Here is a 14,200-nt window from a genome sequence, read left to right on the forward strand (position 1 = left end):
TCTCATGAACATCTATTTATTTTTAGAAAACCTCAGAAAAATGAAAAACTAAACCTTATGGGAACAGCATGTTCTGGCATAAATAATTATGATTAGAACTGGAGATTACTTAGGAAAAGGAAAGAATAGAAAAAAATAATAGAGGTCATCCCCTTATCAAACGGATGGATACTAGTAAAAACTGAAAACTCTAAATCGGCTAAAGATTTTAAAGTAAGAACTATAACCGACCCCATTAAATTGAGATTCTATACACCAAAACATGCACATTTTGCCATAGATTTCTATAGAAAACTCTGTAACAATCCACAAAAGGCTGAAAGGGTGTTTAAGGCCATCATTGAAGTGTGGCATGGAACTGAAGTAAAAACGATTTTGAATAAATATTACAAGGAAACGAAAGGTTTGGTAGGATATGATTTAGATTATATTCTTTATGATGCTTTAAAATGGATTTTAGAACAAGAAGATATCAACTTTCAAGGAAGACCGGAAAAACTCCAACAAAAGCTCGATCAAAAATTAAAATTGGTAAATGTAACAGTACCAAAAAACAGAGAGGGAAGTCAATTAGCAATTTCTCTATTCTGTGATATTCTAAAAGGGGTAAACCCTGTAGAGGCCTTACTTTCTGCTAATTTAGATATAGTTCCTAAATTTAGAAAATAAATTGAGTAAGTTTGCTGAATTTTCGCTCAGATTTAATTTAAATTTTTCTATCACTCAACTTGGATTGATGAGGTGCAAAATACTTAAGAGAAAATAAAGATATTTTTAATACCTTAATTTTTATCTCTCAACATTCACTATGGAGAAGAAAAGAGTATATTTTATAAAATCGATACTCTGGGTTTATACAGATTTTCCCTAAGAATAACAACGGCTTATTATAAAGTTCTCTTGATTTACTTACCAGGTTAATCCCTTTACTGTTTTTTATTTTGGTGCAAACATAACACAATCGAGTACAAAGATAATTTAGAGATAAAGATACCCTTAAAATTGAGGGACAAAATCATTAGGTATTTTTAAAATTACAGTATTCATCTAGAACTTAACATTTAAAACAATTTAATCCACCACTGCTGCCCCCATAGAAACACCTACTTAAATTAAGCTAGTATTCGCCGCATATAGCCTTATAGGGACAAGACCTGCAAAGGAATGACTTCGAATCAGGTTCAAAAGGAATACTCTCATCATAAATTTCATTTAAAATACTCCCTAAAATCTCATCTATTTTATAAATACTCAAAACACCCGTTTCATTTTCTTTTTGCTCTATCTTAAAATCTATTACATCTCCTGTAGCAAAAATATAGTAGGCTCCCTCCCTTACATCAAGACCAAGTGCCTTGCTTATCATAAGAGCATAAAGAGGAACCTGCATACTTCTTAAATTTTCCCTTATTTCCCTTCTTGTTAAACTTTTTATTGTCCTAGGCCTCCCAAAATAGCTCTTTGAAATCTTGTAATCAATAATTCTATAAAAATCCTTAACCTTATCCACCCTATCAATAACTCCCTTTATTTTAACTTTAAAATTCCTTAACTCCTTTTCAAAATCAACTCTTAACTCAAGAAACTCCAGAATCCCACTATCTTTAATAGCAATTTTATCAATAAACTTTTCAGCCTTAAACTTAAGATAACTTTTTCTTAACCACAAGATCTCTCTTTCTTTACCAAACCTCTCATCAAACTTTTGTGAAAAAAATTCTAAAAAAAGTTTTTTTAACCTACTATTCCACTCAATTTTTTCACTCAAAAAATTTTCCCTATAAAAACTTTCAACTAACTCATGAAGGAAGACTCCAAACGCTTTACTTTCTATATCCTCTTTTATATCCTCAGGCTCCCTGTTTCCTATAACCGAAAGCTCATAAAACCTAAAGGGACAATTTATATACTCATCTATCTCTGTCACACTAAAACCCTCCTCTGCCTTTTTATAAAGCAACTCCATAATCTTTTCACACTTTTCAACTATCTTTCTTTTCTCCTTTTTTAAAAGTATACTGTAAGTAAAAGTAGGGATCTCGTCATATAAAACTCTTTTTTCCTTTTTCTCTTTTTCCCAAAGAAGCCTTTGCAAAAATCTTGACTCTGTAAAGTCTTCATCACCCTCAGAACTATAAAAAATAAGATAAACATATGGAGTATTCTCTGTAATCTGATAAAAATAATAACTATAAATAGACTCATACTCTTTATAGGAAGGAAGACCCAAAATTTTTCGCAGACTCTCTGGTAACAAAGGATCATACTTATAACTTTTTGGATATATACCTTCAATGAGATCAAGAAAGAAAACATGTTTAAAGGGAATAAGACGAGCCTCAAGAACACCAAGTATCTGAATTCCTTTTAGTGGATCACCAGTTAACGGTATCTCATAGTCCTCTAAATAAAACAAAACAATCTCTTTTATACTATCCATTCCCAACCTCTCATCAACTATTTCTAATTCTCTCAAACTATCTATTAAGGCATAGGTCTCACCTAAAATTATCCTAGAAAGAACATTTTCATCAGATTCCACCTTACTAAAAAGCAGGGAAATTATTTCGCTAAACTCCTCAATAAATTCTCTTAAAGTGTGTATTTTTGTAAATAATTTACGGATAATTGATAAAAAGGGCTTTGATAACCTACTGTCAAAAATATCATAATACGAAAAGAAGATTTTGCCCTTTTCTCTATTTAAATCTTTTAGTTTTTCCTCTAAATTTTGAACATCCTCGTGGAAAAAAGATATTAAAAAGGGGTGATAAAGTAAGTTAAGCAAAGAATTATAATAAATTCTATCTTCTTTAACACTAAGTTTTGCTTCAAAGTAATTTTTTAGGAATGAAAAAAAGGGAGTAAGTTTAAAGGGATAACCCATAGTAACATTAAATTCAGTTTTTAAGTCAGTACATATTTCGCCCAGAATCACGTCAAGTCTTGAAGGATTAGGTACTATTATTCCTATTTCCGACTTTTCCCCTAAATCCCCTATTTCCTTTAACTTCTCTCTTATAAAAATTGATTGGGAATAAAAATCCTTCACCCTTATAAAATAAAAGTTATTTTCTTTAGGTTCAGATTCAACAGTCACACTTAATAAGTTATTTCTTCTAACAAAATCATAAATAGCTTCACTTTCTCTTGTAATCAAAAAGAAAATCTTGGAAGGATAGCTTTTCAGAATTTTTAAAATAAAGTGCTCCTCAAGTGGTAAAAGCGCATAAAAACCTGCAAATATTATCTTTTCATAAGGCAATTCAAAATTAATTTCTTTAAGTCTTTTAAATAAGAGCGCTTTGTCAATTTTTCTTCTTTTATATAATTCCTCGTAATACTCATCCTTGACTCCATCTAAAACATCAAAAAAACCTTTCATTTCATCCTTAATTTCCGTATAATCCTTTAGAATCTTCAATTTACTAAAATCAACATCGTTCATAATAAGCTCATTAATAGCTTTTAAAATCTTTAAACCCCAGGCAAAAAATTCCCTAAAAGTATCTCCAAATACTCTTACTCCTTTCTTATCTAAGATTTTCTTTAAAATATAAGTGGCGTCTAAACTGTTAATGAAAGTAACATGTTCTTTCTCACTTAGTATCTTAAAAGCAAACTCCTCAAAAGAAAATATAGAAGGTAAAATAAAAGAGGCTTTTAATTTTTCATAGAGTATTTTTCTTAAATAATAGGCGGGTCTTTTGTTCGGAAATATAACTGCTACTCTTGAAAAATCCTTACCAAAACTTAATATCTCTTCGCATACCCTTTCTAAAAGGTTATTAGGAGACTTATATAAGTAAACTTTAACTTCAAAACTCATAAACCTCCTCTCTGTCTAAATATACAAGATAACCCTTAACTTTCTTACCAAATATTTTTTGTGCAATATTTATATAACGTTTTATTTGATCAAAGTGAGATTCAGATAATTCTTCACCTGTTTTAAACTCAACTACCTTTGGAATATCGTCCAGAATAAGTCGATCAAACCGAAAAACCTCCCCGTTATCATCCATAACCTCAAGCTCAGTCTCAACCTCACTATCTATGAAAAAAAACTCCCTTAAAAAAGACTTTTTTAACTTAGTTTCAAAATAATCCATCTTTTCGAGCAATTTTTCATCATAACATCTATAACTTTTCCAGAAAATTTCCGCCCTTTCAAAACTCTCTTTTAAAATTTCCTTAAAATTTTCTTCTTTTAAATTCTTTATATTTGAAAGAACTAAGTGAATCCACTCTCCCCTTATAACTTCATCATGCTTTTTTACCATGCTCTCAACTTCACCCTTTATAAATGAATTTTTATATAAATCTTTAACAGAAATGGGACTCTCTCTTTCCCATCTAATTAGGTTATAAACTGAGCTATCTTTCTTCTCACAAACTCTCTTTTCACCGAAAATATAAAGATCTTTATTTCCAAAATGTTTTCTAAGGTAATTCATGATAAAATAACTGTAAGATTTTTTGGGTCCCTTTCCTAAAACAAGGTAAATTTCCTCCCTTGCTCTAGTCAAAAGAACATAAAGTAGATTTAATTCCTGAATTATATTGAAAACATCATTATGTAACTTTACATCACCCTTAGCTTCCCCCTTTAGATAAACTTCCTGTTTGTCTAAGGATTTATCATTAACTACAAATTTACTTCTTTCTCTAAAACTTGTAAGTGGTGCAAAAAGAGAAATAACCACATCAAATTCAAGCCCCTTTGCCTTATGTAAGGTCAAAACTTTAATTGCGTTTTTTGAAGATGGTGAAAAATTATACTCTGCTTTTTCGAACTTTCTAATAAATTCATAAATAGAAACATTTTCAATTTCTTTTGTTACTACCTTCAAAAGAGATAGAAGATGAAAGAAATCTTCTCTGAATTTTTTTGATATATTAAAAAAATAATCAAATTCCAAGAGTAAATAATAGAGAGAATAATTTTTTTGTAGATTTTTAAAGTATTTATAGGTATGATCAAAATTTGGAAAAATTTTACAGAAATTAGATAAGTCCTTTGTATCTGAAAGAATAAATCTTTTAACTTCTTCCTCATTCAAATGAAAAATTTTTGTAAAGTATTCTGTTTGCAGCAAATTCAGAAAACTGTGTGTATCCTTCTCATTTATTAAAATCTTTAAAAAGTAAAAAATTGTTTTTAAAAGAGGTAAATTTTCAACTCCTATACTGTAAGACGTAAATACTGGATAACCTTTTGAAAGTAAGTAATTTACAACTCTTTGACAGTCCAAATTCAGCCTTTCAAGTATCGCAACTTCACCTAAATCTCGATTTCTTTTATTTAAAAGATCATCTAAAATTACTTCAAGATAACTCAAAATTTCTTCCTCTGCTTTAATTTTAGTTTCCTCAATTACCTTAAACTCTATGTAACCCTTATAGGGCTTTGATTCATCATAAACTTGCTTTACGTTCCTATAAACTTTGACTACCTCATCAAAATATCTCAAATAATTATTACTTTTACCTTCTGATAATAATTTGAAATACTCACGCAGATTATCAATATCAAAAAGATTATTAACAAATTCTACGATTACTCTACCACTTCTTCTATTTTTATCTAGATATTCAAAATCAAATTCATTTTCTTCTATTTTTCCTTCAAAATCACTATGAACAATTTCAAAGAGTTCCCATCTTGTACCTCTCCATCTATATATTGACTGTTTTGGATCACCAACATAAAAAAAGGTTCCCTTGTTTCCCTCAGAGTCGCAGCTAGAGAGTGCATTTTCAACAAGAGGTTTTAAATTCATCCATTGTATCAAACTTGTATCCTGAAATTCATCAATTAAAAAGTGGTAAAATTTTTCTCCAAGTTTAAAAAATAAGTATGGGACCTCTGATTTTAAAACATATTCGTATAAGAGATTTGAAATATCAGAAAGAAAAATAAAGTTATCTCTTTTCTTAATAGTCTCCAGTTGAGATTTTAAAGCAGAAAAAAATTCCCTGTGAGTCTTAGGATTAAAATCATAATTTGGTAACAAAACACTTTCATTTTCTAAAAAATCTCTAAAATGCTCTTCAATTCCTCTATAGGGATCTAAGGATTCTGAGGATTCTGACAGGTATTTCAAAAAATTCGTGATATTGTCTTTTAATTTATCGCATAAACTGGCTTTAGCTAAAAACTCATCTATTGCCTCCTTTGCCTTTTTCTCCATGTTTTCTTCAATTTCAGGTTCAGGGGGTAAAGAAAGATCAAGAGCTGAACTTTTTAAAAGTGAGTACAAAAAGGCATCTATTGTCTTTACTGAAAAATCAGAAAAATTTTTTATAATCCCATCTTCACCATCAATTACATTAAAAATAAAATCATCACCACTAAAAGCTAGCTCTTTTAAACATCCCAAAATTCTCCTTTTCATCTCCTCACTTGCGTTATTTGTAAAAGTTATAGCTAATATCCTGTTAAACTTCACTCCACTTTTTATAAGTTCAATATACCTATCAACTATGCTTCTTGTTTTTCCTCCTCCTGCAGAAGCCTCTACTCTTATAAATCTTTTCATCTTAAAATTTTAAAAACTTTAATAACTTCTCTCAAATCTATTTTTTTTAAACATTCATAGGTTCCAAATTCACATACTCTTTTAAAGCAGGGGGAGCATGATATCCTTTTATAGAAAATAAATACATTTTTGCCAAGCGGTCTAGTCCAAAGTGGTGATGTTGAACCAAAAAAAACAAAAACCTTTTTTCCTAAAGCTGAAGCAATATGAGCAACACCAGAATCGTTACTAAAGACATATCTAGATTCAGAAACAATCCTAAGAATATCACCTAAATTTGTTTTCCCTCTTAAATCAATAACTCCTTTGGGATAATCCTCATTTTTTCTTTTGCCAACGATAATAACTTCAAATCCCTCTTTCAAAAGAAATTTAGCAAGATCTTTAAAAAAGGGCCATTCTTTAGTTTTACCATAACTTGCCTCAGGAGCAATTATAACTAAGTCATCTTTTTCATTCACCTCAATCTTTTCAAAATCAGGATTAAAATTATAAAAATTTTTTTCAAGACCAATAAGTCTTAGAAAACTCTTTAAAAGATGTTCTCTTTTAATATAAAAACCTGAAACTTTATGTGTCAAAAGAGTTCCCCTATTATCACTATCTATGCCTATTCTTAAGCTTATTCCCGCTAAAAAAGGGAAAAAAGCTGAGGAAAAGGAAAAGGGAAGTATAAATATTTTTTCAAATCCTCTATTCTTGAAAACTTTTAAAATCCTAAAATAATCCAAATAATTTTTAAATCCACAAAAATTGTAATCGTAAAAAATATCCTTAAGGTGCTCTTTACCTATTATGAAAATTTCGCCATTAAATTTTTCCTTTAAAGCTTTAACAAATCCTCTAGAAATTACGGCATCACCAACCCAATTTGGAATTCTTACTAATATCAATTTATAAACTTAGGGGCAAAAAGAAATAAAACCGAGAACCCTTACCAAGTTCAGACTCTACAAAAATTTCAGAACCGTGAGCTTCTATGATTTCTTTTGCAATAGCTAAACCTAACCCCATACCAGTTTTTTTTGTCCTCGCATTTTTACCCTGAAAGTAAGGTTTAAAAATATATGGTAATTCTTCCCTACTTATTCCAGGACCCGTATCAACCACAGAAATTTTAATCCTATTATCTATTCTCTCCATTTCGATACTGACTCTTCCACCAGCGCCAGTGAAATTTAGAGCATTTATTACAAGATTTGTAATTGCTGTCCTTAACGCCTCTGGATCTCCAATCACTGTGCTTGGAAAAGTTGGAATATTCACGGTAAAATTAATTTCTTTCTCCTGTGCAGTTGCCAGATTTTCTTCATAAATCTCAAAAATTAACTCACTTAGATCAAAAATCTTAAATTCAAGAGAAGACTGGTAAATTCCACCTTTTGTAGCAGAAACAAACTTATTTACAAGTACCTCAAGACGAGAAACTGCTCTCAGAACTTTTTCTAAATAATCAAGCTTTTTAAAATCATTTTCATTTTTCAAAAGCAAGTTAACATAACCCTTAATTATTGAAAGAGGAGAAAAAATCTCATGAGTTATCTTAGAAAGAAAAGAAAGTCTATATTCTTCTAAGATTTTTTTCTCTTTTAAAAGCCTAGACATATCAGCAAGTTTATCCCTAAACTCTACTGCAAACTGCTTGATATCATCATCCTTTTTCAAAACAATAGCAGGAATTTCTTTTTCATGATCCATTTTCAAAATCCAATTCAAAAAGGATAAAAATCTTCTTATTTCATAACATAAAAGATAAGAAGAAAAGAGAAAAAAAAAGAGAAAGAAAAAGAACAGTTTATTGTAAAGAATTGATATAATTGAAAATATGAAAGAAAAAAAACAAACAGAAATTAAAAGAAAAAATCTGAAAATAAATCTTTTTCTAAACTTTAGAAGTTTCACCCTCTTTTACTTTTAAAGCTACATTCTTAAAAAGCAAAAAACCAGGTTCTCTATCAAGTTCAAAAACATAAGGAATTTGAAATTTCTCAAAGGCTCTCTCAGGATGTGGCATCATACCTAAAATTCTTCCCTCATAATCTGTTATACCAGCTATAGAATTCAAAGATCCGTTCGGATTAAAGGGGTACTCTTTTGCAGGGCTGCCCTCTTTATCAACATACCTAAAAGCTACCATTTTGTTTTTTTCAATATACTCAATAACACTTTCATCTGCATAGAACCTTCCTTCACCATGAGCTATAGGAAACGGGTTAATCCCTTCAAGTCCCCTAACAAATATACTTTCTCCCTCGCCCTTTAAAAAAACCCATCTATCCTCAAATTCGCCATTTTCATTTCTTAAAAGATAAGCCCTCACCTTTCCATCAAAAAATGGTAATATTCCAGCTCTCAAAAGAACTTGAAAACCATTACATATCCCTATTATGTAACCACCCTCTTCGTAAAACTTTTTTATAGCTGCCCAAAGTTTCTCCCTTATATAATAAGCCAATACCTTCCCCGCCTTTATATAATCTCCAAAAGAAAAACCCCCCGGAAAAACTAATAGTCTTGATTTTAAAATAATAGATGGATTAGCTAGCCACTTTTTTAATAAAAGAATATCAGCCCTTAACCCAATTTTTCTAAGAGCATACAAAGTTTCTTCTTCACAATTAGTTCCCGGAGCAAAAATTACATAGGCATCCATTCCCTTTCTTTAAATTATTTCCTTACTACCTCACCCACAAGCCTAACTTTATCACCGACCTTAATTCCCGATTTCGCAACTGATCTTACATAACAAGTGGATGCATAGTCTGAGATATTTATAACTTGAAGAGTTCCCATAAATATATAAGGTAACTTTATCTTCTCTGACGTTTGAGGATCTTTTATTACTTTACCTTCCCTATAAATTTCAAAGAGATCACCAATCTTTACTGCATCATTTTTTCCCACATCAATAAAAACTATTTTAAACGGAATAACTTCTGTATCTGAGCCTTCCTTTATGTAAACGATTTCTGCTTCAATTTTTCTATCTTTTACCGGAACTATCTTAACGTCTGTTGGAATTTCAGGAAACTCTATTTCTTTAAAGTAATTCTTTTCCTTGGAGTTTATAATATCATAAGTTTTCTCCAACAAAGCAAGAGAGGATCTTTCTTCTAGTCTTTCAACCTTTATAACACCTAAGGGTACAACTAGATTCCCGAGGGAAATTTTTCTTCTTTTTGACCTAATCTCCTTTCCAAGTTTAAATACAACAAACTTATCCTCAACTTTAATTCCATCTAAACTCCCTTTATTTATGTAGAGTTTATCCCAAAAGAAGAATTTCTCTTTATCTTCTTCTGAACCGACTATTATACCGATAAAAGTGATTTTATTTTTAGGAACTACGAGTCCTGAAGATAAAACAAGATCTTTTGCAACTGCTGGAACAGGAGGTGCAACTACTTTTATTTCAACTTCTTCAAAAGGTATTGGAACTTTTCTTTCAATTACTTTAGGCTCGTAAACAGGATAAAGAACACCTTCAATAGGTGGTATTTCAGGAATAAAAAACTCTTGACCCGGATATATCCAATGAGGATCTTCTATTTTATCTATGTTTACTTTCCAAATTGCAACCCAGAAGAATGGGTTACCATAATAATAGGAGGCAATATCCCACAATGTGTCTCCCTTTTTTACAATATGAACCCTGGGTGTCTGAAATATGAAAAAAATAGATAAGAGGATAGATAAAAGGAAAATATATCTTTTCATATTACAAAAGATTCGATGGAATTGAACCATTAAAACTTATATACCTTAGGTAAAGAAGATGTTATTTTTACAAAAACTTCGTGAGGTATCGTTGATGACCATTCAGCAATATCATTAAAAGTTACCTCGTCTTTTCCTACACTCCCTACAATAATTACCTCATCACCAACTTCCGCCTCGGGTATAAAACTTAAATCAATTACACTTAGATCCATACTGAGTGTTCCAAGTATTTTTGCTCTCTTTTTGTTTACAATAAAATAACCTTTTTCCCATATGCTCCTGCTGAGACCCTTAGAGTACCCAAAATTTACTACACCAATTCTCGTGTTTCTCTTGAGTCTTACATGTCCTCCATAACCTATATAAGAACCCTTACTAAGTGTTTCAATCTTTAAAATTTTAGAGGTAACTTTTAAAACAGGTTTAAAATTTTTGAAATCTTTAAATGTTGAGTTTGGCAAGATACCATAAAGTAAAAGACCTAATCTGAAAGAATTAAAAGGAGGAGAAAGTACTTTACTTTTTAATGTAAGGAAGGAGGCACTGTTAGAGGCATGAATAAACTTAAAAAATTTTTCTGTATCATAAAAATTCGTGCTAATAAAATTTAAGAATTTAGCTATTTGATCTACCGTAAAATTTCTATCACTTTCTGCTTTTGAAAAATGTGTAAAAATACCAAATCTCTCAATAAATTCACTGCTTAAAAGCTCTTCAACTAGTTTAGATGCTTTTTCAAGTGGAACCCCATTTCTACCAAGACCAGTATCGATTTCTACCTGAATTCTTGCTTTTTTCTGAAATTTATTTGTAAATCTTTTTAAATCTTTAATTTGAGCCCTATCCCAAATAGGGAAAACAAATTCTTTTTTTATACACTCAGAAATTTCATTTGTAAAAACGGGATTAAGAATAACTATGTTTCCCTCAATCCCAGCGTCACTTAATCTAAAGGCCTCATCTAAGTCACCAACACAAAAATTTTTGACTCCCTCTTCAAAAAGAGCTTTTGAAATCTCAACTAACCCAACCCCATAAGCATCAGTTTTTATAACAGGAAAAAAAGTTAAGTTACTATTTCTTACTATCTGCCTATAGTTATACTTAAGATTCTTCAAATTTACCTCACAACAGGGAGTTCTACTATTTTTCATACTTAATATTATGAGGGATACATATATTTTTTTTCATATATCTTTTTCTTTATTTTAAGGAGTAAATTAAATAATTTTTTCTTATCTTTTGCGTTTAAAATAGCTTTAGGTAAGGGTTTTAAATTAAGAAAATTTACGAATTTACCATCTTTTTTAACTTCAAAATGTAGATGCGGGCCTGTGGAAAGTCCTGTTGAACCAACATAGCCAATAATTTCGCGCTGTTTAACCCTTTTGCCCTTTCTTATAAAAGGTGCTAACCTTTTTAGATGTCCGTAACCTGTTCTGTAACTATTTTTGTGTTTTATTTCTACATAAATGCCGTAGCCTCCTTTCCAACCAGCATAAACCACCTCACCATCAGCAACTGCAAAAACAGGTGTTCCAGCTGGAGCTACATAGTCAATCCCATAATGAGGTCTTATAATTCTTAAAATTGGATGAAACCTTTTCAGTTTAAATTTTGAAGAAATTCTACCATAGGGAAGAGGCGACCTTAAAAAGTACCTCTCAAGAGAATATCCTAGTGAATCATAATAACTACCATTAAAGTATATGGCCTCCTTTTTTCCTACATATTTACCCCGATATAAAATATATAAAACATTTCCAAAACTTACAAATTCACCCTCAACAATTTTTCTTTCAAAGAGAACAGCCACTTCATCGTTTTCTCTTACTTCGGTATTGAAATCTATTACCCAAGAAAAACAATCAGCTATAAAATCAGCAAGATATTCACCACCTTCATATGGACTAAGTGCATCATACAGACTTTCTTTTACCTTCACGCATATATAAGCTGTGTCTATCTTAACTTTCTTTACAATCCTTTTATATTCATACCCAGGAGATTCGCTATTTTTTAAAAATTTATTTATAACATATGGTGTGTCCACCTTGATGAGTGTTACCTCTTTAAGTCTTTTATCCTTATCGAAAAGAAAAATAAACTTATCCCCTTCTCTTAAGCTTCTTACATTCACCCTCTTTTCAAAAAATTTAATAAAATAATATACTTCTGAAACGCTCATAAAGGGAATCTTCCATAACAAGACACTTTCAAGCTTTTCGCCTTTTGATAACCTGTAACTTACCAAAATATCGTAATTTACTACATCTTTTTTATTTTCTATAATTTGTTTTTTTCTACAGGACAATAAAATTAGAAGAATAAAAAAAATTTTAAAGAATCTCATTAATAAAACTAATTATTTCATCCCTAAATCTCTCTTTAGAAAATCTTTTTGCATTCTTAACGAGAATGTCTTTGTCAAATCTCATTTTTTCAAATTTCAAAATTGCCTCAATAAGAGACTCTTTATCCTGTCTTTCAAAGAATACTCCTGTTTCACCATCGATCACGGTATCAAGGGCTCCTCCCCCTTTAAAGGCAATTACCGGTGTCCCACAGGCATTGGCTTCAAGTGGAACCATACCAAAATCTTCAAGACCAGGCATAATAAGAGCTCTTGCCTTTTGGTAAAGTTCTCTCAATTTTTCTCTAGACACATATCCCAGAAAATTTACTCCCTCAAAGAACTTAAATTTTTTACCCTTATAATCACCAACAACAAAGAGTCTATATCCAAGTTCTCTTGTAGCTGAAATAGCTAAATCTAATCTTTTATAATCTCTAACTCTTCCTACAAAAATAAAAAAGTCCTCCTTTTCTTCATTTGATGGCTTAAAAAATTCAGTATCAATTGGTGGATATATAACTCTAGCCTTTTTATTAAAATAAAGTTCTATTCTTCTTTTAGTTTCTAAAGAATTGGCAATAAAATAATCGACCCTATTCACTGCTGAAAAATTCCAGATCCTATAGTAATGAAGGACAATATCTTTTATTAAACGAGGAAAAAATTTTTGAGTTTTTCTATACTCGTGATAAAAATGAAAGGCATATCTCAGTGGAGTGTGGAAGTAGCTTATATGTGTTGAATAGGGAGGAGGAATTATACCGTGGGCAAAACCACTTGAAGAGCTTATAATAACATCAAAACCTCTTAAGTCAAATAGTTCAACTGCAAGGGGATAGAAAATTGAAAACTCTTTATAAAACTTTACGCTGTAAGGTAATTTTTGAATAAAAGAAGTAATTATCTTTTTATTTTTTAACTCGTCTTTTATTATCTTATAATCTACGATCAAAGTGTATATTGGGGCATCTGGAAAAATCTCTGATAATTCCTTTAAAACGTTTTCTGCTCCGCCCCATTGATTTAAATAATCATGAATAAGTGCAACCTTTAAATTTCTCAAAGCCCTCTTTTTAAAGCCTCTCTAACTATTTTAAAAAATTCCTTATATTCCTTAGTTCTATAATCAGGATACGTATAGGGAAAATCCATAAATTCTCCCTTAGCGAAAAAAAGTGTAACTTCTGCATAAATTCCTTTTCCAAGGTAAATCCTATGGGAGTAATTTTTAGTACTCGACAGAACAACCTTAGAAAGCTCCACGTACCCTGGATCAATATTAACCTTTCTTTTCTCGTTATCCAGGAATTTTTTTTCCACCTCTATTGCAAAAATTTTAAAATCTACTATTTCATCTGGTTCTCTCAGGGGCTTAAAAGAATAAAATTTTCTTTTTAAGTTTTTACCCATCTCTTTTTCATAGTAATCTGTATGTTCAAACGGAAAAAGTGGACTTTCAAACTCTACATCACCAGCTTTCTCTTTTAAAATAGAAAGAGCCTCTTTCATAATATCCTCATCTTTACTTATCATTCCAACAAAGAATTTTACTTTCGGCGGCTTTTTTAATTTTATCATAATT

The 14,200-nt window shown here is 30.6% G+C and carries 11 protein-coding genes; 1 reads left to right on the forward strand and 10 read right to left on the reverse strand.

The genetic code is table 11. From position 1 onward, the window contains the following. The first annotated feature begins 240 nt into the window (after window positions 1-240). Entirely contained in the window at window positions 241-669 is a 429-nt protein-coding gene (locus tag ABDH49_01175) for a hypothetical protein (protein ID MEN3045588.1), read from the forward strand. Between the two features lie 448 nt (window positions 670-1,117). On the opposite strand, the gene ABDH49_01180 is transcribed toward ABDH49_01175, so the two are convergent. The 10 genes from ABDH49_01180 to ABDH49_01225 all read right to left on the reverse strand — a co-directional run bounded on the left by ABDH49_01180 (window position 1,118) and on the right by ABDH49_01225 (window position 14,196). Continuing rightward, entirely contained in the window at window positions 1,118-3,829 is a 2,712-nt protein-coding gene (locus ABDH49_01180; GenBank protein MEN3045589.1) for a PD-(D/E)XK nuclease family protein, read from the reverse strand. Continuing rightward, complete coding sequence (locus ABDH49_01185) at window positions 3,819-6,542, reverse strand: UvrD-helicase domain-containing protein (GenBank protein MEN3045590.1); 2,724 nt, start codon at window positions 6,540-6,542, stop codon at window positions 3,819-3,821. Before ABDH49_01185 ends, ABDH49_01180 begins: the two co-directional genes overlap by 11 nt. Continuing rightward, window positions 6,539-7,435 (reverse strand): glycosyltransferase family 9 protein, encoded by an 897-nt coding sequence (locus tag ABDH49_01190; GenBank protein ID MEN3045591.1) that lies wholly within the window; start codon window positions 7,433-7,435, stop codon window positions 6,539-6,541. Before ABDH49_01190 ends, ABDH49_01185 begins: the two co-directional genes overlap by 4 nt. A 1-nt stretch (window position 7,436) precedes the next feature. Continuing rightward, window positions 7,437-8,240, reverse strand: a complete 804-nt coding sequence (locus tag ABDH49_01195) for a HAMP domain-containing sensor histidine kinase (GenBank protein MEN3045592.1) — start codon at window positions 8,238-8,240, stop codon at window positions 7,437-7,439. A gap of 184 nt (window positions 8,241-8,424) precedes the next feature. Further along, a complete protein-coding gene (gene purQ / locus ABDH49_01200) occupies window positions 8,425-9,195 on the reverse strand; it encodes a phosphoribosylformylglycinamidine synthase I (protein MEN3045593.1) in 771 nt (256 codons plus the stop codon). A 14-nt stretch (window positions 9,196-9,209) separates the two neighbouring features. Further along, window positions 9,210-10,259, reverse strand: coding sequence for a LysM peptidoglycan-binding domain-containing protein (locus tag ABDH49_01205; GenBank protein MEN3045594.1), 1,050 nt, complete (start codon window positions 10,257-10,259; stop codon window positions 9,210-9,212). Between the two features lie 29 nt (window positions 10,260-10,288). Continuing rightward, window positions 10,289-11,416: an alanine racemase gene (gene alr, locus ABDH49_01210; GenBank protein MEN3045595.1), complete on the reverse strand. Its 1,128-nt coding sequence runs from the start codon at window positions 11,414-11,416 to the stop codon at window positions 10,289-10,291. 8 nt (window positions 11,417-11,424) lie between these two features. Beyond that, window positions 11,425-12,615 carry a M23 family metallopeptidase gene (locus ABDH49_01215; GenBank protein MEN3045596.1) on the reverse strand — a complete coding sequence of 397 codons (1,191 nt, stop codon included), beginning with the start codon at window positions 12,613-12,615 and terminating at the stop codon, window positions 11,425-11,427. After that, the gene (locus tag ABDH49_01220; protein ID MEN3045597.1) at window positions 12,602-13,681 is read right to left on the reverse strand and encodes a glycosyltransferase; all 1,080 of its coding nucleotides are present in this window, start codon (window positions 13,679-13,681) and stop codon (window positions 12,602-12,604) included. Before ABDH49_01220 ends, ABDH49_01215 begins: the two co-directional genes overlap by 14 nt. Next, window positions 13,678-14,196: a DUF4416 family protein gene (locus ABDH49_01225; protein MEN3045598.1), complete on the reverse strand. Its 519-nt coding sequence runs from the start codon at window positions 14,194-14,196 to the stop codon at window positions 13,678-13,680. Before ABDH49_01225 ends, ABDH49_01220 begins: the two co-directional genes overlap by 4 nt. Between the last annotated feature and the right edge of the window lie 4 nt (window positions 14,197-14,200).

This window comes from Candidatus Hydrothermales bacterium (genome assembly GCA_039630235.1).
GTDB lineage: Bacteria > Hydrothermota > Hydrothermia > Hydrothermales > JAJRUZ01 > JBCNVI01.

Bases quoted from the DNA above. Each gene is read 5' to 3' on its own strand.
- ABDH49_01225 (MEN3045598.1), bottom strand. From the start codon at position 14,196: ATGATAAAATTAAAAAAGCCGCCGAAAGTAAAATTCTTTGTTGGAATG.
- ABDH49_01185 (MEN3045590.1), bottom strand. From the start codon at position 6,542: ATGAAAAGATTTATAAGAGTAGAGGCTTCTGCAGGAGGAGGAAAAACA.
- purQ (MEN3045593.1), bottom strand. From the start codon at position 9,195: ATGGATGCCTATGTAATTTTTGCTCCGGGAACTAATTGTGAAGAAGAA.
- alr (MEN3045595.1), bottom strand. From the start codon at position 11,416: ATGAAAAATAGTAGAACTCCCTGTTGTGAGGTAAATTTGAAGAATCTT.
- ABDH49_01180 (MEN3045589.1), bottom strand. From the start codon at position 3,829: ATGAGTTTTGAAGTTAAAGTTTACTTATATAAGTCTCCTAATAACCTT.
- ABDH49_01195 (MEN3045592.1), bottom strand. From the start codon at position 8,240: ATGGATCATGAAAAAGAAATTCCTGCTATTGTTTTGAAAAAGGATGAT.
- ABDH49_01205 (MEN3045594.1), bottom strand. From the start codon at position 10,259: ATGAAAAGATATATTTTCCTTTTATCTATCCTCTTATCTATTTTTTTC.
- ABDH49_01215 (MEN3045596.1), bottom strand. From the start codon at position 12,615: ATGAGATTCTTTAAAATTTTTTTTATTCTTCTAATTTTATTGTCCTGT.